Here is a 21274-nt window from a genome sequence, read left to right on the forward strand (position 1 = left end):
CAGCCGTCGCGACCGCGAGAAGAGGCTTGAGATGAGCAGTCCCTGGTCCCGAGCAGCGAGGTCCAGCCGCACCCCCAGAACCGTGATCGCCCTGCTCACCGCGGGCGGCCTGGCCGTGAGCCTCGCCGCCTGCGGCTCCGGCTCCGAGGGCGGAGACGCCGGCGGAAAGGTCCAGATCACCGTCACCGGGCAGCCGCCGACCACGCAGCCGTTCGAGCGCAAGGTGTTCGACGCCGACGTCGCCGAGTTCGAGGCTTCGCACCCGGACATCGACATCGTGCCCCACGAGGGGTTCATGGACCCCAAGACGTTCTCGGCCAAGCTCGCCGGCGGCCAGCTCGAAGACGTGTACTACGTGTACTTCACCGACCCGGCTCAGATCATCGCCCGCCACCAGGCCGCCGACATCACGGAAGCGGCGAAGAGCGTGCCGCATGTGAACGACATCCAGCCGCAACTCCTGGACAACTTCCGGGACGCGAGCGGCAAGCTTTACGGCCTCCCGACGGCGAACTACACCATGGGGCTCGTCTACAACCGCAAGCTCTTCCAGCAGGCCGGGCTCGACCCGGACAAGCCGCCCGCCACCTGGGACGAGGTGCGGGCCGACGCGAAGAAGATCTCCGCACTGGGCAACGGGGTCGTCGGGTACGCCGACTACAGCAAGAACAACCAGGGTGGCTGGCACATGACCGGCTGGCTGTACTCGATGGGCGGCGACATCGCCCGCAAGGACGGCGACAAGTGGGTCGCCGACTTCGACAACGACAAGGGCCGGGCCGCGCTGGACTACCTGCACGCCATGCGCTGGGACGACAACTCCATGGGCAGCAAGCAGCTGCTGCAGGACGTCGACGTGCAGCGCATGATGGGCGCCGGCCAGCTCGGCATGTACATGGCCGCGCCGGACAACGTGCCCGTGCTGGTGAAGCAGTTCAACGGCAAGTACGAGGACTACGGCATCGCCGGTATGCCCGGCACGCAGGGCACCCTGCTCGGCGGCGAGGGCTACATGATCAACCCGAAGACATCGGCCGCGAAGATCAAGGCCGGTCTCGAGTGGATCCAGTGGAAGTACCTCAACCCCGACCGCTTCGACAAGCACGTGAAGCAGTACGCCGACGGCAAGCAGCCCGTGGGCCTGCCGACCGAGCCGACGCCGGACATCTGGCAGGGCGCGGTACGCGACCAGCAGCTGGCCGTGAAGAAGAAGTACGCCAACGTGCCCGCGGAGAACTACCAGTCCTACGTGGACACCGCGGACAAGATCAAGGGCAGCATCGAACCGCCGAACGCGCAACAGATCTACGCGGCGCTCGACAGCGTGATGCAGGCCGTGCTCACCGACCGCAACGCGAACATCGACCAGCTGCTCGGCTCGGCGCAGTCGAAGGTCAACAGTGTCCTCGCCCAGGTCAGGTAACGTGCTCGACTGGCCCGCGGTCACCCCGCGGGCCGGTCGGCCTGCCGCCTCGCCCGCCGAACGCCGGCGCGCCCGGCTCAAGCGGCGCCTGCGCGAGAACCTCACCGCGTACACGCTGTTGTGCGCCGCGCTCGTGGTGTTCGCGATGTTCTCCTGGTATCCCATCGTGCGCGGAGTGCTGCTGAGCTTCCAGCAGGTCGACTTCGTGAACCCGCCGACGTGGGTCGGGTTCGACAACTTCGTGCGCCTGTTCGCCGACCCGCTGTTCGGGGTCGCGTGGCGCAACACGTTGCTGTTCACCGGGTTCGCCCTCGTCTTCGGGTTCCTCGTACCGTTCGTCGCGGCGGTGCTGCTCAACGAACTGCGCCACGCGCGGGCGTACTTCCGGCTCGCCGTCTACCTGCCGGTGATGCTGCCGCCCGTGGTCACGGCGCTGATGTGGAAGTGGTTCTACGACCCGGGTCCCGGGCTGTTCAACTCGGCGCTGAACGCGGTCGGCCTGCCCGGTCTGCAGTGGCTCGACTCTTCGACGACTGCGATGCTGTCGCTGGTGTTCGTGTCCACCTGGGCCAACATGGGCAGCACCACGTTGATCTACCTCGCAGCGCTGCAGACCATCCCGGGTGAGCTGTACGAGGCCGCGGAGCTCGACGGCGCGGGGATGTGGCGGCGGCTGCGGCACGTGACCTTCCCGCAGACGCGGTTCGTGCTGCTGGTGCTCCTGCTGCTGCAGATCGTGGCGACGATGCAGGTGTTCACCGAGCCGTACGTGATGACCGGCGGTGGCCCGGACGACTCGACGGTGACCGTGCTCCTGCTGCTGTACCGCTACGCCTTCGTCTACAACGACTTCGGCTCGGCCAGCGCGATGAGCCTGCTGCTGTTCGTGGCGCTGGGCGTGTTCTCGGCGATGTACGTGCGTCTCACGAGGAGGGTGGAATGACAGCCGCGCGGACGCTGGTCTCGCCTTCGCAACTGCGTACACCGGGCGGCAAAACCGTCTACGTGATCGTGTTCGTGTGCACGTTCGCCTTGTTCACCTTGGCGTTCCTGTTTCCGTTGTACTGGGCGGTGACGGGGGCGATGAAGTCACCGGCGGAGCTGGCGGCGACCCCGGCGACGATCGTGCCGCGCGAGTGGCATCCGGAGTCGTTTTCCGAGGCCTGGGACCAAATGGACCTCGGAAAGTACTTCCTCAACACGGTGGTCGTAGCGGGTGGCGCGTGGCTGGTGCAGCTGGCGGTGGACGTACCGGCCGCGTTCGCGCTGTCGAAGCTGCGGCCCAAGTTCGGCAATGTCGTTCTGGGATTGATGCTCGTCACGCTCATGCTGCCGGCCGCGGCGCTGCTGGTGCCGACGTACGTGACGGTGACGGACCTGCCGCTGCTGCACTTGAACCTCATCAACTCGCCCGCCGCGATCTGGCTGCCCGCGGCGGCCAACGCGTTCAACATCTATCTGCTGAAACGGTTCTTCGACCAGATCCCGGACGAACTCATCGAAGCCGCGCGCCTCGACGGCGCCGGTCCGGTACGGACATTGTGGACGATCATCCTGCCCATCTCGCGCCCGATCCTCGCCGTGGTCTCGATCCTCACGATCGTGGCCGCGTGGAAGGACTTCATCTGGCCACTGCTGGTGTTCCCCGACACCGGCAAGCAGACGCTGAGCGTGATGCTGCAGCGGGTGGCCATTGACATGCCACTGAACCTGCTCGTGGCGGGGATGGTGCTGGCGAGCGTGCCGATGATCGTGCTGTTCCTCGTGTTCCAGCGCCAGATCCTCGCCGGGCTCACCGCCGGTTCGATCAAGGGCTGACACACCGACCGTGTACACAAACGACTCTGGGAGGACTACGCAGTGACCGAACTGTCTTCGGCTTGGTGGCGCAGCGCGGCGATCTACCAGGTGTACATCCGCAGCTTCGCCGACGGAAACGGCGACGGCATCGGCGACCTCGCCGGCGTCCGGTCCCGTTTGGACCATCTCGCCGAACTGGGGATCGACGCCATCTGGTTCACGCCTTGGTACCCGTCGCCCATGGACGACGGCGGCTACGACGTGGCCGACTTCCGTGACATCGAACCGCTTTTCGGCACTCTCGCCGAGGCCGAGGAGCTCATCGCCGAAGCGCACGAGCGCGGCATCCGCGTGATCATCGACATCGTGCCGAACCACTGCTCCGACGAGCATCGGTGGTTCCAGGCGGCACTCGCCGCCGGGCCGGGATCGGTCGAGCGGCAACGGTTCTGGTTCCGCCCCGGCCGCGGCGTCGACGGTTCGCAGCCGCCGAACAACTGGAAGTCTCGCTTCGGCGGTCCCGCGTGGACTCGCGTCGAGGACGGCGAGTGGTACCTGCACCTGTACAGCTCGCGCCAGCCCGATTTCAACTGGGACAACGCCGACATCCGCGCAGAGTTCGAGGACGTGCTGCGGTTCTGGTTCGACCGCGGCGTCGACGGCTTCCGCATCGACGTCGCCGACGGGCTCGTCAAGGACCCGGCACTGCCCGACGTCGAGAACGGGGACGAGACACCGTTCTCCGACCAGGAGGGGCTGCACGAGATCTACCGGTCGTGGCGCAAGATCGCCGACTCGTACGCGGGCGAACGCGTGCTCGTCGGCGAGATGTGGCTGCCCGACATGTCACGCGCCGCGCGCTATCTGCGCCGCGACGAGCTGCATTCGGCGTTCAACTTCGACTTCCTGGTGTGCCCGTGGGACGTCTCGCGCTTCCGCGACGTCATCTCGCGCACGCTGCGGGCCCACGACGAGGTCGGCGCGCCCGCGGCGTGGGTGCTGTCCAACCACGACGTGACGCGGCACGTCACCCGGTACGGCCGCTCCAGCGACACGGGCTTCTCGTTCGCCGACCGGCTGCACGGCACGCCGGTTTCGCTCTCCTTGGGCACCCGCCGAGCGCGGGCGGCGGCACTGCTGACATTGGCGCTGCCCGGCGGGGTGTACGTGTACCAGGGCGAAGAGCTGGGGTTGTGGGAAGTCGAGGACATCCCTTCGGAGCTGCGGCAGGACCCGGTGTGGGCGCGGACCGACGGCGCGGACCCGGGCCGGGACGGATGCCGGGTGCCGCTGCCGTGGTCGGGTCCTGCCGCACCATTCGGCTTCGGCACGGGGACGCCGTGGCTGCCGCAGCCGTCATCGTGGGCCGAGTACACGGCTTCGGCGGAGGCGGCGGACCCGGCGTCGATGCTGTCGCTGTACCGCGACGGCCTCCGGATCCGCGCGGAACAGGCTGCGCTCGGCGCGGGTGCGCTGGAGTGGCTTTCGCGCGATGACGGCGTGCTGGCGTTCACGCGGGAGCCGGGGTTCACGTTCGTGCTGAACTTCTCCGCCACGGCGGTTCCGTTGCCGGCCGGGGAGATCCTGCTGGCGAGCGGTCCGGTCTCCACGGAGATCCCGACGGACACCGCAGTGTGGCTGCGGTCCTGATCGTCGGTGGAGGGTGTCGAGGGGGCACCCTCCACCGGCGTCGGTCAGCTCCGCGAGTGGCGCGGAACAGCCGGCGGCCACCTCCCGTCTCGGCCGCCGGGCAGCCGCTCAGAAATTTTTCGAGCGACGGTGTCGATTGGTGTCGAGCGGGTTCGTAGGCAGGGTGAGGGGCCGCCTGGCCCCGAACCTCACTCAAGGAGCACACCATGACCGCCACCTACACCTTCGACGTCTTCTCCAGCCTCGACGGCTACGGCTCCCACACCGGCGACTGGGGTGGCTACTGGGGCAAGCAGGGCCCGGAGCTGCTGGCGCGCCGCCTCGAGCTGTACGGCGAGGGGCAGCGGATGGTGTTCGGGAAGACCACGTTCCGGGACAACGTGGAGATGTTCACCGAGTTCGGCGTGGAGAACCTCGACCCCTGGGTCGCCCGGATGCGGAACCTGCCGGCCACCGTCGTGTCCACCACCCTGCGCGGCCCCTTCGACTGGCCGGACGCGACGGTCCTCAGCGGCGACGCCGTCGACGTCATCGCGCGCCTCAAGAAGGAGTCCGACGCCCCGCTGCGCTCCCACGGCAGCCTGACCATGAACCGCGCCCTGATGGCCGCCGGCCTGGTCGACCGCGTGCAGCTGACGGTCTTCCCCGTGCTCACCGGCCGAACGGGCGCCGCCCGCATCTTCGAGGGGGCCGAGGACTTCGACCTGGAGCTCCTCGAAAGCCGCACCTTGGACGGCCACACGCAGGAACTGATCTACCGGCCCACGCGGCATTGATGAGTGGACTCAGTCGATCAACTTGTTCGTGCGCGGGCGGCGCGGAGGCGTTCGAACGCTTTCGGCCGCCCGATCGCATCGAGGCGGCCGGCGATCTCGCGGGCGCAGTCAGCCGCCGTGCGGTGAGTGGTGTCCACGACGAGGTCGTTGTCCCGGTGGGAGTAGATCAACGTCTGCGAGGCGGCGAGACCGTGCGGCCGGTCGCCGCGCGAGCGCTCCCGCCGGGCGAGCTCCTCCGGCGCGCAGTGGACGTCGACCAGGGTGACGTCGTAGCTGTCGAGGACGACGAGGAGATCGTCGAGGCGCCACGGCTCGCTGAGCAGGTAGTCCATGACCACGTCGTTCCCCGTGGACGTGAGGGCTGCGACGGCGCGGTGGTAACCCCGCCGGGTCCGTCGCAGCATTTCCTGGACTCCGGCGTCGTCGAGCTCACGGGTGTAGCGCGTCGACCGCATCCCGCTGATCCCGTCGACGGGGACGTGGAACCAAGGGTCGGGCAGGACCGCCAGCAGTGCCTGCCCGATGCTCGACTTCCCCGAGCTGGAAGGGCCGTTGAGGAGAATGACCCGGCCGCGCGACACTGGCTCCATGATCGAACTGTAGCCAGGCAAAGCTGATCGATCCCGGCCTGAACCCGGCGACTCTCAGGCAGTCAGCTTCAGGACATCCACGCCACGCACGTTGTCCGCCACATACACATACCCGTCATGCCAATACGGCGCCCACGAGCTGGCGTCCGCCGGGCGGAAGTAGGCGATCTGGCGCGGGTTGGTCGGGTCGCTGACGTCGAGGAAGCGCGTGCCCTGGGAGTAGAAGGACTGGACGAGTACGTGGTCGCGCAGGTCGAAGTAGTGGGCGGAGCAGTCGTCGGAGGCGGGGTCGCTGCCTTCCTGGCCGGCGACGCTCCAGGTGCCGATGCTCTGCAGACGGAAGGGATCCGACGCGGTCGAACGCCAGCCTTCGCCGTGGTACGAGCCGGCCAGGGACGAGATGGTGAGCACGCCGTCGCCCGCGCAGCCGTCGAGGAAGTTCTCCTCGGTGGCGTACACGAGGTCGTGGCCGCGCCAGGCGCCGGCGTCGCGGGGGCCGACCGGGTGGAAGCTGTTGTGCAGGAACTTCGACGGCGCGGCGGTCTCGTCGACGCCGCCGCCGGCGTACGGGATGGGCGCCAGCGCCGTGGCGCGGTGCACGCCGCCGCGGACGGGGTCGCGGTGCTGGCCGCTGGTCCAGTAGCCGCGGACGCCGCCGCGGCCCGACACCCACGCGACGCCCGCGGAGTCGACCTGGACGTCGTGGACGTAGTCGGTCTGGCCGTCGTTGCGGGCGAGTTCGATGGGGTCGGGGTGCACGACAGGGTGGCGCGGGTCGCGCACGTCGGTGACCCAGATCGGGCGCCCGCCCCAGTCGGCCGGCTGGTCGTCGGCCTTCGCGGGGCCGCCGGTCCACAGGTAGCGGCAGCTGTCGACGCAGCTGGTGGTGTGGCCGGCGGGCACGCGCACGTAGCTGAGGATCGTGGGCTTCTCCGGGCGCGAGACGTCGACGACGTAGATGCCGGACTCGCCGCTGTGCGTGTTGCCCTCGAACGCGCGCGGGTCGCGCGAGAGGAACACCAGCTTGCGCTGCGCGTCGACCTCCGTGTCCTCGGTCTCCCACAGGCCGGGCAGGCTGAGCTGCCCAATCGCCTTCGGTGCGGCGGGGTTGCGCGTGAGGTCGTAGACCTTGAGGCCGAACTCGCCGGACACCACCATCACGTCGCGGCGGCCGTAGGACAGGAAGTTGGCGGAGATCGCGCCCGCCGCGTCGGGCACGTTGCCGACGGCGCGCACGCCCTTGACCGCGCCCGGATCACCGGCGGTGTGTTTGGCCTGAACCGCAGGCTTGTCGTCCTCCCCGCACGCGGCCGCGGGCAGCTCGGTCGCGATGAGCGTCGCGGCTACAGTGGTCAGGGCCAAGCAAGATCGAACCCACCAGCGGCGCACACGAACCTCCCAGAACGCCCAGCGTGACCGTTGCACTCTAAGACGGTGACCAACCGGACACAACCGCCTTTCGTCCCTTTCCAACTGGTATTAAGACAGCATGCGCCTGCCCGCCCTGCTCGCCGCCGCAGTGGCGGCGTTGTCCGCGCTCGCCGGCTGTTCGTCCGACGAGCCGGCGCGCCCGGGCGTCGTCACGGTCGGACTGCAGGAGCCGGGCACGCTGCTGCCCGCCGACGTCGACGATCAGGCCGGGCGCTTCGTCACGGGCGCGCTCTGGACGCCGCTCGCCGACTACGACCCGGCCACGGGCAAGCTCACCCCGCGCGCCGCCGCGTCGATCACGAGCACCGACCGCGTGACGTGGACCGTGAAGCTGCGCCCCGGGTGGAAGTTCCACGACGGCACCCCGGTCACCGCACAGTCCTATGTGGACACCTGGCAAGCCATCGCCGGTGAGAACTGGGAGGTCACGCCGGTGCTGACGAAGTCGTTGCGGGCCAAGCAGATCACGGCCCCCGACGCGGCGACGATACGGCTCGTGCTCGACCGTCCGAGCAGCCAGGTACCGGCGTGGCTCTCGGCGCCGGGGCTCGTGCCGATGCCCGCCTCCGTGCTCGCTTCGCACGACTGGAACGGCTTCGCACGCCACCCCGTCGGCGACGGCCCCTTCCGTCTCGCCGACGGCTGGGCCCCCGGCACCGGCGGCACGCTCCTGCGCGTCACCCCGGCCGGCGAGCGGGCCACCGAGGTCGACCTGCGCGTGGGCGACCCGGTGGAGCAGTACGACGCCGTGCGCGACGGTTCGCTCGACCTCGTCACCTCCGTCCCCGGCGAACGCCACGAAGCCATGCACACCGACTTCGCCGACCGCCACACCACTTGGCCCCTGCCCGAGGCCGGCTACCTCGTCTTCCCCACGGCTGACCCCCGCTTCGCCGACGCGGCCGTCCGCCACGCCTTCGCCCTCGCTGTCGACCGCTCAGCGCTGGAGGCCGGTCCCCTCGCGCACCAGGTCGACCTCGCCCACGCCCTCCTGCCACCCGCCGACGCCCCCGGCGAACGCACCGGCACCTGCCGCCCCTGCTCCTTCGACGCGGCCGCCGCCAAGTCACTGCTGGGCCAGTCCGGCTTCACCGGCCCCACCACGGTCTACTTCGACCCCGGCGCGGGCCAGTGGACGCGCCCACTCGCCGCGGGCTTGACCACGGCACTGGGGGTTCCGGTGACCGCCGCCCAACGGCCGGACGGGCAAGCGGACGGTCCGTCTACTGTGGACTTGAACCTCGCCTCCGCCAGTCCGGCGGACTTGCTGTCGGCCCTGGCTTCCGTTTCGGGCTACTCGGACGCCGGCTTCGAGCAGGACCTCGCGGCGGCGGAGTCCGCGGCCACCGCCGCGGAAGCCGGACAGCTGTACCGGGTCGCCGAGAACCAGCTGCTGCGCGACCTCCCGGTGGCTCCTTTGTGGACGGGCCACGGGCACGCCGTGTGGTCGCCCCGCTTGCACGACGTGACGGCGGCGGCGTTCTCGGGTATCGACCTGGCCAGGCTTTCCGTCTGACGTTCACACCCTCGCGTGCCGCGCGAGGATCTCGACGAAACCGCTGGTCAACGGATCCGGCCCGGGGCGGTTGTAGGCCGTGAGCACCCGGCGCACCGGCTTCGACGGGCGCAGCACGCGGCCTTCGAAATTCGGCGGCAGCACGTTGGCGGGCACCAGCGCCGGGCCCAGGCCGGCCGCCGCGAGGATGGGGGCGGTGGCCGTCTGCTCGGTGCGCACGGCCGGGCGCGGGCGGAACCCGGCGTCGGCGCAGGCGGCGTCGAGGATCTCGGCCAGGCCGTGGCCGGGGGCGTAGTGCACCCAGGCGCAGTCGGCGAGGGTGGCCAGGTCGACGGTGCCGCCGTCGCCCTCGGTGGCGCCGTCGGGGGGGAGGACGACCACGAATTCCTCGACGCCCAGCGAACGCACCGGTCCTTCCCAGCCCGCGGGCTCCGGGCCGATCGCGACGTCGGCTTCGCCCGCCGTCATGGCTTCGCGGAGCTCGTCGGCGTGGCGGAATTCGAACAACCGCACGTCGACGGCGGGATGGTCGCGCCGCCACACCCGCAGCGCGGCGGGCAGCACGCCGAGGCTGACGGAGTACACCGTCGCGACGAGCAGCTCCCCCGCCATCAGCCCGGACGCCTGCCGAGCGGCGCAGAGGGCGCGTTCGGCGTCAGCGAGCGCGGCGCGGGCGTGCGGGAGCATCGCGCGGCCCATCGGCGTGAGGCGCACCGAGCGCGGCAGCCGTTCCAACAACGGCCCGCCCACGTGCTGCTCCAGCGCCCGAACCTGGTGCGACAGCGCGGGTTGCGTCACGTGCAGCTGCTCGGCCGCGCGCGTGAACGAGCCGGTGTCGACGACCGTCACGAGGTACTCCAGCTGCCGCAGGCTCGTCATGACCGCAGTTTATCGCTGACCAAAGAACTATGCCTTGGACTTATGCATAGCCCGGTCGCAGGATCGAAGGCATGAGCACCCCACGCAAAGCCCTGGTCGCCGGCGCCAACGGGATCATCGGCCGCACGCTGACCGACCACCTGCGCGGCCTCGGCGGCTGGGACGTCGTCGGCCTCTCACGGCGCGGCGGGCCCGGCGCGCTCGCCGTCGACCTGCTCGACGCCGCCGACACCCGCGCCAAGCTCGCGGACCACCGCGACGCGACGCACCTGTTCTACGCCGCCTACCAGGACCGGCCGACGTGGGCGGAGCTCGTCGCGCCGAACGTCGCGATGCTGGAGAACCTCGTCGACGGACTCGACGGCGGTGCGCTGGAGCACGTGAGCCTCATGCAGGGCTACAAGGTCTACGGCGCCCATCTCGGGCCGTTCAAGACGCCCGCGCGGGAGTCGGACGCCGGGCACATGCCGCCCGAGTTCAACGTCGACCAGCAGGAGCTGCTGGAGCGCCGGGCCCCCAGCTGGTCGGCGATCCGGCCGTCGGTCGTCGGCGGCACCACACTCGGCAACCCGATGAACCTCGCGCTCGTGATCGCGGTGTACGCGTCGATCTCGAAGGAACTCGGGCTGCCGCTGCGGTTCCCCGGCAAGCCCGGCGCCTACGACAGCCTCCTGGAGATGACCGACGCCGGCCTCCTGGCAGAAGCTACGGTCTGGGCCGCGACCTCCACCCGCAACGAGGCCTTCAACATCGCCAACGGCGACCTCTTCCGCTGGAGGGAGCTGTGGCCGAAGCTCGCCGCGTATTTCGAGCTCGACACGGCGCCGCCGCTGCCCATGTCGCTCGCGACCGTGATGGCGGACAAGGAGCCGCTGTGGTCCCGGATGTCCGCGAAGTACGGCCTCAAACCGGCCTACCGAGACGTGTCCGCCTGGCCCTTCGGCGACTTCGTGTTCTCCTGGGACTACGACATGTTCGCCGACACGTCGAAATCACGCCGCGCGGGCTTTCACTACTATGTGGACACCGAGCAGATGTTCTACCGGCTCTTCGATGAGTTCCGGCGAGACAAGGTCATTCCCTGACCCAAATCAGGCGTTCGGGTCCAGACCGACGTCGGCGGGCTTCGCGGTGGCGAGTGTGCCGTTGAAGCGGTCGTCCGTCAGCTTGAACGTCGCGTCGCCGAAGTCGGCGGAGGTGAGCTTGTCGCGGATGCCCGAGGGGTAGTTGTCCCAGCCCACGAGGCCCTTGACCTGCCACACGCCCTCATCGTTCTCGGGTGGCTCGTCACCGTTGCCGTCCTTGGGGAAGCGGAAGTCGTGCGTCGTGACGCCGTCCTTGTGGTACACGGCCTTCGGGTGGCTGTCCTGGAACGGGACCTCCGACGCCGGCTTCGTCTCGTAACCCTGGTGCTGGGAAACGGAAATGTACTTCGCCTGGTCGTCCTGCACCCACACGACGATGTGTTCCCAGTCGTGCTTGTGGCCGGCCGACACGGGGCCGTCGGAGACCTGGTCCTTCTCGAAGTAGTACCCGTAAAGATAGGCGCACCAGCCGTTGTTGCACTTGGCCCTGGAGTAGACGTTGGTGTTGGCCAGATCGGACTTGTCGTGGCAGTTTCCGTTCACGGCGCCGCCGAGGTCGAGGCCCGGGTTGAGCGTGCCGTCGGGGCCGATGGCCGGGGTGTTGTAACAACCGTCCTTGTCGAAGTCGAGCGCGGGCTGCCACTTGGCGTCGGCGGCGGGCGCGGCGGCCGGCAGGGCCGAGGGCGGGTCGGCCCACGCGGTCGCCGAACCGAAAGCGACGGAGCCGAATGTCACCGTGGCGATCGCCAGCGGTACGACGGCCAACCTACGCAACGTGCGGTGCTTCATCGAGCGGGTCCCTTCTCGTGATCGCACGCCCAGCGTGGTCGCGGGACACCAGCACCGCAGTGTGGATCAGACCACTCGAAGATCCTTGCCCGAACGGGTAACTCCGGCAGTACGGAAGGGTCAGCCCCTCCCGATGAACGGCATGGTCGTGGCCGTGATGGTCAGGAACTGGACATTCGCGTCCAGCGGCAGCCCCGCCATGTACAGCACCGCGTCGGCCACGTGGCTCGCGTCGAAGGTGGGCTCGGCGAGCACGCGGCCGTCGGCCTGCGGGATACCGCCGGACATGCGTTCGGTCATCTCCGTGGCGGCGTTGCCGATGTCGATCTGTCCACACGCGACGTTCCAGGCGCGGCCGTCGAGGGAGATCGACTTGGTCAGGCCCGTGACGGCGTGCTTCGTGGCGGTGTAGGCGACGCTCGCGGGACGCGGCGCGTGCGCGGAGATCGAGCCGTTGTTGATGATCCGCCCGCCCATGGGTTCCTGGTCCTTCATCAGGAGCACGGCCTGCTGCGCGCACAGGAACATTCCGGTGAGGTTCGTGTCGACCGTCCGGCGCCAGCGTTCCACGGACAGGTCCGCGACGGTCCCGCCCGCCGACACCCCGGCGTTGTTCACCAGCACATCCAGACGGCCCCACCGCTCCCGCACCGCCGCGAACAACGCCGCGACGGCCTCGGGCGAAGCGACGTCCGTGGGCACGACCAGCGCCCCCTCGGCACCGTCCGCCGTCTCCTCCAGCGCTTCGGCCCGGCGCCCCGCCAGCGCGACCTGGTAGCCGGCGCCCAGCAACGCCCGCGCCACCCGCCGGCCGATACCCGAACCCGCTCCGGTGACCACCGCGGTCTTCGTCGTCATCCCACCCCTCCTCGGCTTCGCCGCCCAGTACACAGCAGGCCAGCACGCTGCCACACCATCCGGGCCACCACAATCCAGGTCGTGGACTCGCGGCCGTCACGAGGGCAGACTTGCGGAAATGGGACCACGAGACACTCTGCTCGCCGGGCTGGCGCGGCAGCTCGGCAACCCCAGCGGGCTGCCTGGCCGGGCCGTCGGGCGGCTGCTGAACCGCGCCAATCGCGGCAACATGACGGCGGCCGTCGAAGCACTCGACCTGAAACCCGGGGAAACCGCGCTCGACATCGGCTTCGGCGGTGGCCTGGGCCTCGACCTGCTGCTGCGCGCCGCGGCGGGCGGCACGGTGCACGGCGTCGACATCTCCGACACGATGATCGCCAAGGCCCGCGCCGCGTTCCCCGCCAACATCGCCGCCGGCCGGTTGCGCCTGCACCGCGGCACGATGACCGCGCTGCCGCTGGAAGACGCGTCGATGGCCGCCGCGATCACGCTGGACACGGTGTACTTCATCGACGACCTCGACCTGGGGTTCGCGGAGGTCGCCCGCGTGCTCACTCCGGGTGGCCGGTTCGTGCTCGGCATCGGCGACCCGGAAGCCATGAAAGCCATGCCGTTCACCGAACACGGCTTCCGGCTGCGCCCGGTCGCCGACGTCGAGACGGCGCTGGGCGAGGCGGGCCTGCGCCTGGACCGCCACCAACGCATCGGCGAGGGCACCCGCGCCTTCCACCTGCTGATCACGAGCAGGTGAGCCGGCGGCCCCGATCAACCCGGGGCCGCCGGAACCGCACCTAGCTCTGCGGCACGCCCAGCGCGTCCAGCGCCGGGCCCGCCATGATCACGCCGGCGCCCGTCACGGCGTCGTACCCGGGCGCGCCCAGGTCGAACGCGCTCGACACCAGGGCCGAGCGGATCTCCGCGGGTGTCGCGGTGGGCTTGCCCGAGAGCAGCAGCGCCGCGATGGCGGCCGCGTGCGGGGCCGCCGCGGACGTGCCGTAGAACGGCTGGAAGCCGGCCACTGACGTGGCGACGCCGTCGGCCGCGGTGATGTCCGGCTTGGCGCGCGTGGCGCCGCCCGTCGAGGAGACGTTGCCCGGGGTGAGCTCGATGCCGTCGGGGTTGAAGAACACGTGGCGCTCACCGTCGGAGGTGAAGCGTTCCCACTTGCTCGCCGCAGTGAACTGGCCCGGGTACGGGCCGGCCGGGTTCGCCGGGTCGCCCGTCTCGAGTGGACGGCCGAACGCCGTCGCCGCCGGGGCCGCCGCCACGCTGAACGCGTCGGCCGCGGCCGAGTGGCCCGAGGTGACGCCCGCCGTGCTGAACGCCTTGAGCGAGCCCGAGTCCACGAACCGGCCGCGGATCACGTTGAGCGCGAGGAACCGGTCGGCGCCGCTGTACTTCACCACGGCCACGCGGTAGCCCGAGCCCGTGGTCGGCACCGAGGCGATCTCGTACGGGTTCTGCGAGCCGGTCTGCGGGTTGTCGCTGGAGGACACGACGCTGCCGGACGCGTTGAGGATGAACAGGTCGTAATCGTTGCCGGACTTGCTCCACGGGTCCGACCAGAACAGCGTGACGGGCTTGCCGAGCGAGCCCGCCGACAGCGGGTCGGAGGTCTGCACCGCCGAGCCCGGGTCGAAGTCGTGCGGCGTGCCGCTGATGCCCGGCAGCGTGGAGGCCGAGGCGCGGAAGTCGCCCTCGTAGTAGCCGCTGGTGCCGTCGGTGAAGTTGCCGGAGTTGCCGGCGGAGGAGAAGTACAGCGTGCCCGCGGCGGTCACGTCGTTGACGGCCTGCGCGACCTGCGTGTCCTGGAACGGCGACTCGTCGAAGTAGGCGACGTCGTCGACGATCACGGTGCAATGGCCGGTGGTGCGCAGGGCTCGGATGTTGGCGGCGAAGCTCGCTTCGCTGGTGAACGCCGTGGCGAAACCGAGCGTGGCGCCGGGCGCGAGGTCGTGGACGATCTCGAGCATCGCCGTGCCCTCGTCACCGCTGCCGGCCTGGCCCGCCAGCACGTCGACGGCCGGCAGCTCACCCGCGGCCTGCGACTTCGACAGGGAGTTGACGCCGTCGGACAGCACGCAGACCTTGATGCCGGAGCCGGTCACGCCGTACTGCGCGCGGGCGGTGTCGGCGCCGTGGGCCTTGTCGCCTTCGGACACCTGCGTCACCGCCTGGGCCACCAGCTCACGGCGCGGGTCCTGCTCACGCCACGTCATCGCCTGCGCGGCCGGCGCGACGGCGGCCACGTCACCGCGCGCCGCGATCTTGTCCACGGCGGCGAGCGGCAGGTCCGCGCGCACCGCGCCGTCCGGCGAGGCGTAGCGGACGGTGCCGCCGGCCGCACGCACGGCCTGGGCCACGGCGGTGCCGGCGATGCCGGCGACGCCTGTGATGTCGACGGAGACCGCACCGGTCTTAGCCACGGGCAAGCCGGTGCGGTAGTCGGGCAACAGCGCGGCGAGCGCGTGGTCGGCACGCAGGCGCTTCTCGATCACCAGCCGGCTGTCCTGCTTGCGCTCCGAGGGCGTCAGCGACTTCTTGATGCCCTGCAACGCGCTGATGCCGGCCTCGGTGCGCTGCGCGACGACATCGGCCGCGGACGGCTGCGCGCTCGCCACGCCGGTGCCCAGCAGCACGACCCCCACCGCCAACGGCACCGACCGAGTGGCGGCCCGGCTGAATCTCCGCATCGACTCTCTCTCCCTGCTTCGCCCGCCCCACCGGCGGTAGTCAGAAGAATCTAGAGAGTCACCACCGCGCAGTACACCGACAAAAGTTTGAATCGTCCGATGTGTCCACTCCGTGGACGCGGTGGTCAGCGTAGCGGCCCGTCCCCCGCTCGTGGACTCTCTCCAGGCAGACGGGTGATGAACCGGCGGACAACGACGCCGGACCGTCCGCAGTGGACGATCCGGCGTCGTGGCAGGAAGACCTCAGAAGTTGATCATGTGCCCGGCCAGGCCGTGGATCGCTTCCTTCACCGCCTCGCCCAGGGTCGGGTGGGCGTGGACGTTGCGGGCGACCTCGTGCACCGTCAGGTCCCACTGCTGGGCCAGCGTGAGCTCGGGCAGCAGCTCGGTCACGTCCGGGCCGATGAGGTGCGCGCCGAGCAGCTCGCCGTACTTGGCGTCGCTGAGGATCTTGACGAAGCCGCCGGCGTCGCCGAGGCCGTGGGCCTTGCCGTTGGCCGTGAAGGGGAACTTGGCGACCTGCACGTCGTAGCCCTTGTCGCGGGCCTGGGCCTCGGTCCAGCCGAAGCTGGCGATCTGCGGCTGGCAGTAGGTCGCGCGCGGGATCATCACGAAGTCGAGCTCCATGGTCTCCGCGCCGGCGATCGTCTCGGCCGCGACGATGCCCATGGACTCCGACGCGTGCGCCAGCATCAGCTTCGCCGTCACGTCGCCGATGGCGAACAGGTGGGGCACGTTGGTGCGGCCGCGGCCGTCCACCGCGATGGCGCCGCGCTCGGTGAGCTCGACGCCGGTGTTCTCCAGGCCGTAGCCCTTCACGTTGGGCGCGAAGCCGATGGCCTGCAGGACCTTGTCGGCTTCGAGCACGTCCTGCTTGCCGTCCTTCGACACCGTCACACGAACCTTCGCGCCCGAGACACCGGGGTCCTCGATGGCCTCGACCTTGGTGCCGGTCAGCACCTTGATGCCGAGTTTGCGGTAGCGCTTGGCCAGCTCCGCCGACACCTCGGCGTCCTCGAGCGGCACCATCCGGTCGAGGAACTCGACGATGGTCACGTCCACGCCGTAGTTGCGCAGCACGTACGCGAACTCCACGCCGATCGCACCGGCGCCCGCGATGACGATGCTCTCGGGCACCTCGCTTTCGAGGATCTGCTGTTCGTAGGTGACCACGCGGTCACTGCGGGAAGTCCCGGGCAGCAGACGCGCCGTGGCGCCGGTCGCGATGACGCAGTGGTCGAAGGTGATCCGCTCGCCGTTGACCTCGAGGGTGTGGTCGTCGACGAACGTGCCGTGGCCGTCGTACTCCGTGATCTTGTTCTTCTTCATCAGGAAGTGCACGCCCTTGACGCGGCCGTCCGCGACCTTGCGGCTGCGCTCGTAGGCGGCCGAGTAGTCGAAGCGGATCTCGCTGTCGGAGGAGATGCCGTAGGTGGCGGCTTCTTCCTTCACCGTGTGCGCCAGCTCTGCGTTGCGCAGCAGCGCCTTCGACGGGATGCAGCCGACGTTGAGGCAGACTCCGCCCCAGTACTTCTCCTCGACGACCGCCGCGCTCAGACCGAGCTGCGTGGCGCGAATGGCGGCCACGTAGCCGCCGACTCCGGCCCCCAGGACCACGACGTCATAGTGTGCACTCATACCATCCAAATTACCCCGAACCGGCTGGCGGGGCGGGGTGACGGTGCTCGCCTCACGGACGGTCGCCGGGGGGCTCTTCGCCGCGGATCCCGGCCAGCAGATCCGTCACCGCGCGCATGATCCGGGCGGTCGCTTCTTCGAGCACCTCGCGCGTCGGCGCGCCGTTGCGGAGATCCGAAAGGTCCACCGGCGGGCCGGCCACGAGCTCGACGGTCTTGCGCGGGATCCCGTGCAGGAACCAGGCCCCGGCGGGCAGCAGGTGGTGCGTGCCCCAGTTCGCGACGGGCACCACCGGCACGCCGGTCTCCAGCGCGATCCGCGCGACGCCCGTCTTGCCCTTCATCGGCCAGCCGCCGGGGTCGGCCGAGAACGTGGCCTCCGGGAAGATCGTCACGCACTCGCCGGCTTCCACCGCCTTCACGGCGTCGCGGTACGCGCCCGCCGCCGTCGGCGCGCCGCGGTACACCGGGATGTGCTGCCCGGACCGCATCACCGAGCCGACCACCGGCAGGTCCCACAGGCTCGACTTGGCCAGGTACCGCGGCACGCGGCCGGCGGCGAGGCAGAACGCCGTGAGCGTGGTCGGGTCGGCGAACGACAGGTGGTTCGACGCCACCAGCACCCCGCCCGAGGCCGGGATGTGGTGCGCGCCCCGCACGCGGAAGCGGCTGAACAGCACGAGGAACTGCCAGACCACCTCGATCGCGAAGCTGTACCAGGCACCACGGCCGGCGCGGGCGAAGCGCCGGCCGTAGGCCTCCATCTGACGGAAGGTGAGCAGTTCCCCCTCGTTCTCGAGCGGGGTCCAGCGGTCGCGCGACCGGTTTCGCAGGGCCATGAGCGTCATTCGTAGCCGAAGACCACCCGGCTCGGTGACCCCGGGTCCCGGACGCGGCGCGAATCACACCCGCTCGAGGACCACCACGGGGATCTCGCGGTCGGTCTTCTTCGCGTACTCGTTGTAGTCCGGCCACACCGCGGCGAGCTTGTCCCACAGCCGGGCGCGCTCCTCGCCGGAGACCGTGCGGGCCCGGGCGGTGAACTTGTCGGCCAGCACCTGCACGCCGGCCTCCGGGTTGGCCTCCAGGTTGAGGTACCAGCCGGGGTGATTCGGCGCGCCACCCTTGGAGGCAACGATGACGGGGTTGCCGTCCACCTCCTGGTAGATGAGCGCGAACTTGCGGTCCTCACCGGACTTGCGGCCCTTGGTCGTCAGGACCAGTGTCGGCACGCCGGGCTGCCACTCGTGGCCGATCTCGCCGTCGGTCTCCTCGTAGCGGCGGACGTGCTCGTCACCAAAAAGCATCCGTGTGTTTCCTCTCGGCTCGTCGATCTCGCGGTCGTCCCAGCCTGCCGCGAACCGGTCGGTCGTGCTGATCAGCTCGTGCAGGGTCCGGGGCTCGTCGAAGGCGTGACCGGCGTCGGAGATCATCTTCAGCTCCGCGCCGGGCAGGACCTGCGCCAGCTCCCACGCCGTGGTCGCGGGAGTGACCACGTCATACCTTCCCTGCACGAGAACGCACGGGATGCCCGCGAGCTTCCCGGCTTCGCGAATGAGCTGGTCCTCGGCCAGCCAGCCGCCATGGCGGAAGTAGTGGTTCTCGATGCGCGCGATGGCGAGCGCGAACTCCGGCTCGGTGAACGCCGACACCACTTCCTCCTGCGGCGTGAACTTCACCGTCTCGCCCTCCCACCGGCTCCACGCGATCGCCGCCGGTCCGTGGACTTCGGGGTCCGGGTGGTGCAGCAGCTCGTGGTACACCTCGAGCAGGTTGTCGCTGCGGCGCGCGTACGGCACGGGTGCGAGGAACCGCGACCACGCCTCCGGGAACAAGCACGCGGCGCCACCGCCGAAAAGCCACTGGATCTCTTTCACCCGCAGCGTCGCGACTCCGCGCAACACGAGCTCGCTGACGCGGTTCGGGTACTGCTCGGCGTACGCGAGGGCAAGCACGCTGCCCCAAGAGCCCCCGAACAGCTGCCACCGGCCGATGCCGCGGTCTTCGCGCAGGAGCTCCATATCGGCGACCAGATGCCAGGTGGTATTCACCGACAGGTCCGCCTCGGCCGTGCTGCCGTGAGGTGTGCTGCGGCCGCAACCGCGCTGGTCGAACAGCAGGATCCGGTACCGCTCGGGGTCGAACAGGCGCCGGTGCCGCGCCGACGCGCCGCCACCGGGACCGCCGTGCAGGAACGCCACCGGCTTGCCCGCGGGGTTCCCGCACTCCTCCCAGTAGATTACGTTGCCATCGCCCACCGGCAGCATCCCGTGGTCGTAGGGTTCGATTTCCGGGTACAGACCGAGCATGGGGCCACTATGCCCGAGGAACCACCATGGAGGAGCGATGAAGTCCGGGCCGCACGTGACCCTGGCGGACGTGGCACAAAGTGCCGACGTGTCACTCGCCACGGCTTCGCGGGTGCTCAACGGCACCGCATCCGTCCGCACGGACCTGCGCGATCGCGTGATGTCGGCCGCGGCTGAGCTCGCGTACGCACCGAACGCACACGCGCAGGCACTCGCCGGAGGGACACATCGGACGGTCGGGGTGATCTGTCACGATGTGTCCGATCCGTACTTCTCCGCGGTCGCCGGCGGGGTCATGAAGGTGGCCAACGGCAACGGCCTGCTCGTGATGCTCGCCGACACCTTCCGCGACGCCGACCGCGAAGTGGCGTACGTCTCGGCGCTGCGTGCGCAGCGGGCGTCGGCGATCGTGCTGATCGGGTCCGCGTTCGAGGACCGCTCGTGGGAACGCGCGATGGCCGCGGAGCTCGACCCGTACCGCCGTGGCGGCGGCCAGGTCGCCGCCGTCAGCCGGCACCGCGGGCTCAAAGTGGACACCGTGCAGCCCGACAACCGCGGCGGCGCGGCCGCGCTGGCTAAGGCGCTCGTCGGGCTGGGCCACAAGCGATTCGCCGTGCTGGCCGGGCCGACACGGCTCACCACGGTGTGCGACCGGCTCGACGGGTTCGCCGAAGAGCTCGCCGCCCAGGGCGTCACGCTGTCCGACGAAGACGTCCTCGAGACCGCCTTCACCCGCGACGGCGGCTACGAAGCAGCGAAGCGGCTTCTGGAGCGGCCGAAGCGCAAGCGCCCGACGTGCGTGTTCGCGGTCACAGACCTGATGGCGATCGGTGCGCTGGCCGCGTTGCGCGAGGCCGGCGTCGCCGTGCCGGGCGAGATCTCCGTGGCGGGCTTCGACGACATCCCGGTGGTCCGCGACCTCACGCCGGCGCTCACCACTGTCGCGCTTCCCCTGGAACAGCTGGGAGAACGCGCGATGGACCTCGCGCTCAAGGGTTCCGGCGCGCGAGCGCGCACGGTCCGGGTCAACGCCGAGGTCGTGCTGCGCGAAAGCACCGCGCGCCCGAGGCGCTGAGAACCGTCCTTTGTAGACGTAACCGGGTTCCGCGGATTTCCCGGCACGCCCCTGCCAGGGTGTTGGTTAGGCTGCTCCCGTGGCCAAGGTGCTGGTGGTGGAGGACGACGTGACGATCGGCGGCGTCCTGGAGTCGTCGCTCGCGCGCCACGGCCACGAGGTGCGCTGGTGTCGCGACGGCCGCAGCGCCCTGAACGAGGCCGGGGCCGAGCTCGTGCTGCTCGACCTGGGCCTGCCCGACCTCGACGGCGTGGACGTGTGCCGCCGCCTGCGCACGAGCATGCCGGGCGCCGTCGTCGTGATCCTCACCGCGCGGACCGACGAGATGGACGTGGTCGTGGGCCTCGACGCGGGTGCCGACGACTACCTCACCAAACCCATCCGCCTCGGCGAGCTGCTCGCCCGCGTGCGCGCCCACCTACGCCGCGGCGCGCCCGCGAAGCCCGCGGTGCCGGTGGTCACCGTCGGCTCGCTCGTGGTCGACGCGGCGAGCCGGCGCGCGGTCGTCGGCGGGCGGGAGGTGGACCTGCGGGCGCGGGAGTTCGACCTGCTGGCACGCCTCGCCGAGCAACCGGGCGTGGCGGTGAGCCGGGAGCGGCTGATGGCCGACGTCTGGGACGCGAACGCGCACGGCTCGACCAAGACGCTCGACGTCCACATCGCGGCCTTGCGGCGCAAGCTCGCGGACGCCGCGCCCGAGCCGGCCGACGTGCCCCGGATCGCCACCCTGCGCGGGCACGGCTACCGCCTGGAAGAGGCCTGA

General features: G+C 70.2%; 19 protein-coding genes. 10 read left to right on the forward strand and 9 right to left on the reverse strand.

The features are described from left to right. The first annotated feature begins 31 nt into the window (after nucleotides 1-31). From K1T34_RS04660 to K1T34_RS04680, 5 genes are all read left to right on the forward strand, one after another. Nucleotides 32-1423 (forward strand): ABC transporter substrate-binding protein, encoded by a 1392-nt coding sequence (locus K1T34_RS04660; protein WP_220243057.1) that lies wholly within the window; start codon nucleotides 32-34, stop codon nucleotides 1421-1423. After that, the gene (locus tag K1T34_RS04665; RefSeq protein WP_220243058.1) at nucleotides 1401-2366 is read left to right on the forward strand and encodes a carbohydrate ABC transporter permease; all 966 of its coding nucleotides are present in this window, start codon (nucleotides 1401-1403) and stop codon (nucleotides 2364-2366) included. Before K1T34_RS04660 ends, K1T34_RS04665 begins: the two co-directional genes overlap by 23 nt. Next, nucleotides 2363-3241, forward strand: a complete 879-nt coding sequence (locus K1T34_RS04670; RefSeq protein ID WP_220243059.1) for a carbohydrate ABC transporter permease — start codon at nucleotides 2363-2365, stop codon at nucleotides 3239-3241. The genes K1T34_RS04665 and K1T34_RS04670 overlap by 4 nt, the downstream gene beginning before the upstream one ends. Nucleotides 3242-3283: 42 nt before the next feature. Beyond that, entirely contained in the window at nucleotides 3284-4873 is a 1590-nt protein-coding gene (locus K1T34_RS04675) for an alpha-amylase family glycosyl hydrolase (protein ID WP_220243060.1), read from the forward strand. Nucleotides 4874-5079: 206 nt separating this feature from the next. Continuing rightward, entirely contained in the window at nucleotides 5080-5649 is a 570-nt protein-coding gene (locus tag K1T34_RS04680; protein WP_220243061.1) for a dihydrofolate reductase family protein, read from the forward strand. Nucleotides 5650-5666: 17 nt separating this feature from the next. Here the strand turns inward: K1T34_RS04680 and K1T34_RS04685 are convergent, their stop codons facing one another. Beyond that, nucleotides 5667-6239 (reverse strand): chloramphenicol phosphotransferase CPT family protein, encoded by a 573-nt coding sequence (locus K1T34_RS04685; protein WP_220243062.1) that lies wholly within the window; start codon nucleotides 6237-6239, stop codon nucleotides 5667-5669. 54 nt (nucleotides 6240-6293) lie between these two features. After that, nucleotides 6294-7595, reverse strand: a complete 1302-nt coding sequence (locus K1T34_RS04690; protein ID WP_360591398.1) for a hypothetical protein — start codon at nucleotides 7593-7595, stop codon at nucleotides 6294-6296. Nucleotides 7596-7728: 133 nt separating this feature from the next. Between K1T34_RS04690 and K1T34_RS04695 the strand changes: the two genes are divergently transcribed. Beyond that, on the forward strand, nucleotides 7729-9186 hold the full coding sequence (locus K1T34_RS04695; RefSeq protein ID WP_220243063.1) for an ABC transporter substrate-binding protein: 1458 nt from the start codon (nucleotides 7729-7731) through the stop codon (nucleotides 9184-9186). 3 nt (nucleotides 9187-9189) lie between these two features. On the opposite strand, the gene K1T34_RS04700 is transcribed toward K1T34_RS04695, so the two are convergent. Continuing rightward, nucleotides 9190-10065: a LysR family transcriptional regulator gene (locus K1T34_RS04700; protein ID WP_220243064.1), complete on the reverse strand. Its 876-nt coding sequence runs from the start codon at nucleotides 10063-10065 to the stop codon at nucleotides 9190-9192. A 71-nt stretch (nucleotides 10066-10136) separates the two neighbouring features. On the opposite strand from K1T34_RS04700, the gene K1T34_RS04705 reads away from it, so the two are divergent. After that, nucleotides 10137-11150: an SDR family oxidoreductase gene (locus K1T34_RS04705; protein ID WP_220243065.1), complete on the forward strand. Its 1014-nt coding sequence runs from the start codon at nucleotides 10137-10139 to the stop codon at nucleotides 11148-11150. Between the two features lie 6 nt (nucleotides 11151-11156). On the opposite strand, the gene K1T34_RS04710 is transcribed toward K1T34_RS04705, so the two are convergent. Both K1T34_RS04710 and K1T34_RS04715 read right to left on the reverse strand, forming a co-directional pair. Next, a complete protein-coding gene (locus K1T34_RS04710; RefSeq protein ID WP_255638309.1) occupies nucleotides 11157-11915 on the reverse strand; it encodes an NPP1 family protein in 759 nt (252 codons plus the stop codon). Nucleotides 11916-12059: 144 nt separating this feature from the next. Beyond that, nucleotides 12060-12797, reverse strand: coding sequence for an SDR family oxidoreductase (locus K1T34_RS04715; RefSeq protein WP_220243067.1), 738 nt, complete (start codon nucleotides 12795-12797; stop codon nucleotides 12060-12062). A 118-nt stretch (nucleotides 12798-12915) separates the two neighbouring features. Here K1T34_RS04715 and K1T34_RS04720 point away from each other — a divergent pair, with 118 nt between their 5' ends. Further along, entirely contained in the window at nucleotides 12916-13548 is a 633-nt protein-coding gene (locus K1T34_RS04720; RefSeq protein WP_220243068.1) for a class I SAM-dependent methyltransferase, read from the forward strand. Between the two features lie 40 nt (nucleotides 13549-13588). Here K1T34_RS04720 and K1T34_RS04725 read toward each other — a convergent pair whose 3' ends face one another. The 4 genes from K1T34_RS04725 to pip all read right to left on the reverse strand — a co-directional run bounded on the left by K1T34_RS04725 (nucleotide 13589) and on the right by pip (nucleotide 19436). After that, nucleotides 13589-15490, reverse strand: coding sequence for a S8 family serine peptidase (locus K1T34_RS04725; RefSeq protein WP_220243069.1), 1902 nt, complete (start codon nucleotides 15488-15490; stop codon nucleotides 13589-13591). A 243-nt stretch (nucleotides 15491-15733) separates the two neighbouring features. Then, nucleotides 15734-17128, reverse strand: a complete 1395-nt coding sequence (gene lpdA / locus K1T34_RS04730) for a dihydrolipoyl dehydrogenase (RefSeq protein ID WP_220243070.1) — start codon at nucleotides 17126-17128, stop codon at nucleotides 15734-15736. Nucleotides 17129-17180: 52 nt separating this feature from the next. Then, nucleotides 17181-17975 carry a lysophospholipid acyltransferase family protein gene (locus tag K1T34_RS04735; RefSeq protein WP_370643627.1) on the reverse strand — a complete coding sequence of 265 codons (795 nt, stop codon included), beginning with the start codon at nucleotides 17973-17975 and terminating at the stop codon, nucleotides 17181-17183. Nucleotides 17976-18029: 54 nt separating this feature from the next. Next, complete coding sequence (gene pip, locus K1T34_RS04740) at nucleotides 18030-19436, reverse strand: prolyl aminopeptidase (RefSeq protein ID WP_220243072.1); 1407 nt, start codon at nucleotides 19434-19436, stop codon at nucleotides 18030-18032. 37 nt (nucleotides 19437-19473) lie between these two features. On the opposite strand from pip, the gene K1T34_RS04745 reads away from it, so the two are divergent. Further along, a complete protein-coding gene (locus tag K1T34_RS04745) occupies nucleotides 19474-20511 on the forward strand; it encodes a LacI family DNA-binding transcriptional regulator (protein ID WP_220243073.1) in 1038 nt (345 codons plus the stop codon). Nucleotides 20512-20590: 79 nt separating this feature from the next. After that, a complete protein-coding gene (locus tag K1T34_RS04750; protein ID WP_220243074.1) occupies nucleotides 20591-21274 on the forward strand; it encodes a response regulator transcription factor in 684 nt (227 codons plus the stop codon).

The organism is Amycolatopsis sp. DSM 110486 (assembly GCF_019468465.1).
In the GTDB taxonomy this organism is placed as follows: Bacteria; Actinomycetota; Actinomycetes; order Mycobacteriales; family Pseudonocardiaceae; genus Amycolatopsis.

What these genes read in the sequence shown, in the direction of transcription:
- K1T34_RS04705 (WP_220243065.1), top strand. Translation starts at nt 10,137, where the DNA reads ATGAGCACCCCACGCAAAGCCCTGGTCGCCGGCGCCAACGGGATCATC.
- K1T34_RS04725 (WP_220243069.1), bottom strand. Translation starts at nt 15,490, where the DNA reads ATGCGGAGATTCAGCCGGGCCGCCACTCGGTCGGTGCCGTTGGCGGTG.
- lpdA (WP_220243070.1), bottom strand. Translation starts at nt 17,128, where the DNA reads ATGAGTGCACACTATGACGTCGTGGTCCTGGGGGCCGGAGTCGGCGGC.
- K1T34_RS04700 (WP_220243064.1), bottom strand. Translation starts at nt 10,065, where the DNA reads ATGACGAGCCTGCGGCAGCTGGAGTACCTCGTGACGGTCGTCGACACC.
- K1T34_RS04660 (WP_220243057.1), top strand. Translation starts at nt 32, where the DNA reads ATGAGCAGTCCCTGGTCCCGAGCAGCGAGGTCCAGCCGCACCCCCAGA.
- K1T34_RS04670 (WP_220243059.1), top strand. Translation starts at nt 2,363, where the DNA reads ATGACAGCCGCGCGGACGCTGGTCTCGCCTTCGCAACTGCGTACACCG.
- K1T34_RS04695 (WP_220243063.1), top strand. Translation starts at nt 7,729, where the DNA reads ATGCGCCTGCCCGCCCTGCTCGCCGCCGCAGTGGCGGCGTTGTCCGCG.
- K1T34_RS04735 (WP_370643627.1), bottom strand. Translation starts at nt 17,975, where the DNA reads ATGACGCTCATGGCCCTGCGAAACCGGTCGCGCGACCGCTGGACCCCG.
- K1T34_RS04715 (WP_220243067.1), bottom strand. Translation starts at nt 12,797, where the DNA reads ATGACGACGAAGACCGCGGTGGTCACCGGAGCGGGTTCGGGTATCGGC.
- K1T34_RS04720 (WP_220243068.1), top strand. Translation starts at nt 12,916, where the DNA reads ATGGGACCACGAGACACTCTGCTCGCCGGGCTGGCGCGGCAGCTCGGC.
- K1T34_RS04680 (WP_220243061.1), top strand. Translation starts at nt 5,080, where the DNA reads ATGACCGCCACCTACACCTTCGACGTCTTCTCCAGCCTCGACGGCTAC.
- pip (WP_220243072.1), bottom strand. Translation starts at nt 19,436, where the DNA reads ATGCTCGGTCTGTACCCGGAAATCGAACCCTACGACCACGGGATGCTG.
- K1T34_RS04685 (WP_220243062.1), bottom strand. Translation starts at nt 6,239, where the DNA reads ATGGAGCCAGTGTCGCGCGGCCGGGTCATTCTCCTCAACGGCCCTTCC.
- K1T34_RS04745 (WP_220243073.1), top strand. Translation starts at nt 19,474, where the DNA reads ATGAAGTCCGGGCCGCACGTGACCCTGGCGGACGTGGCACAAAGTGCC.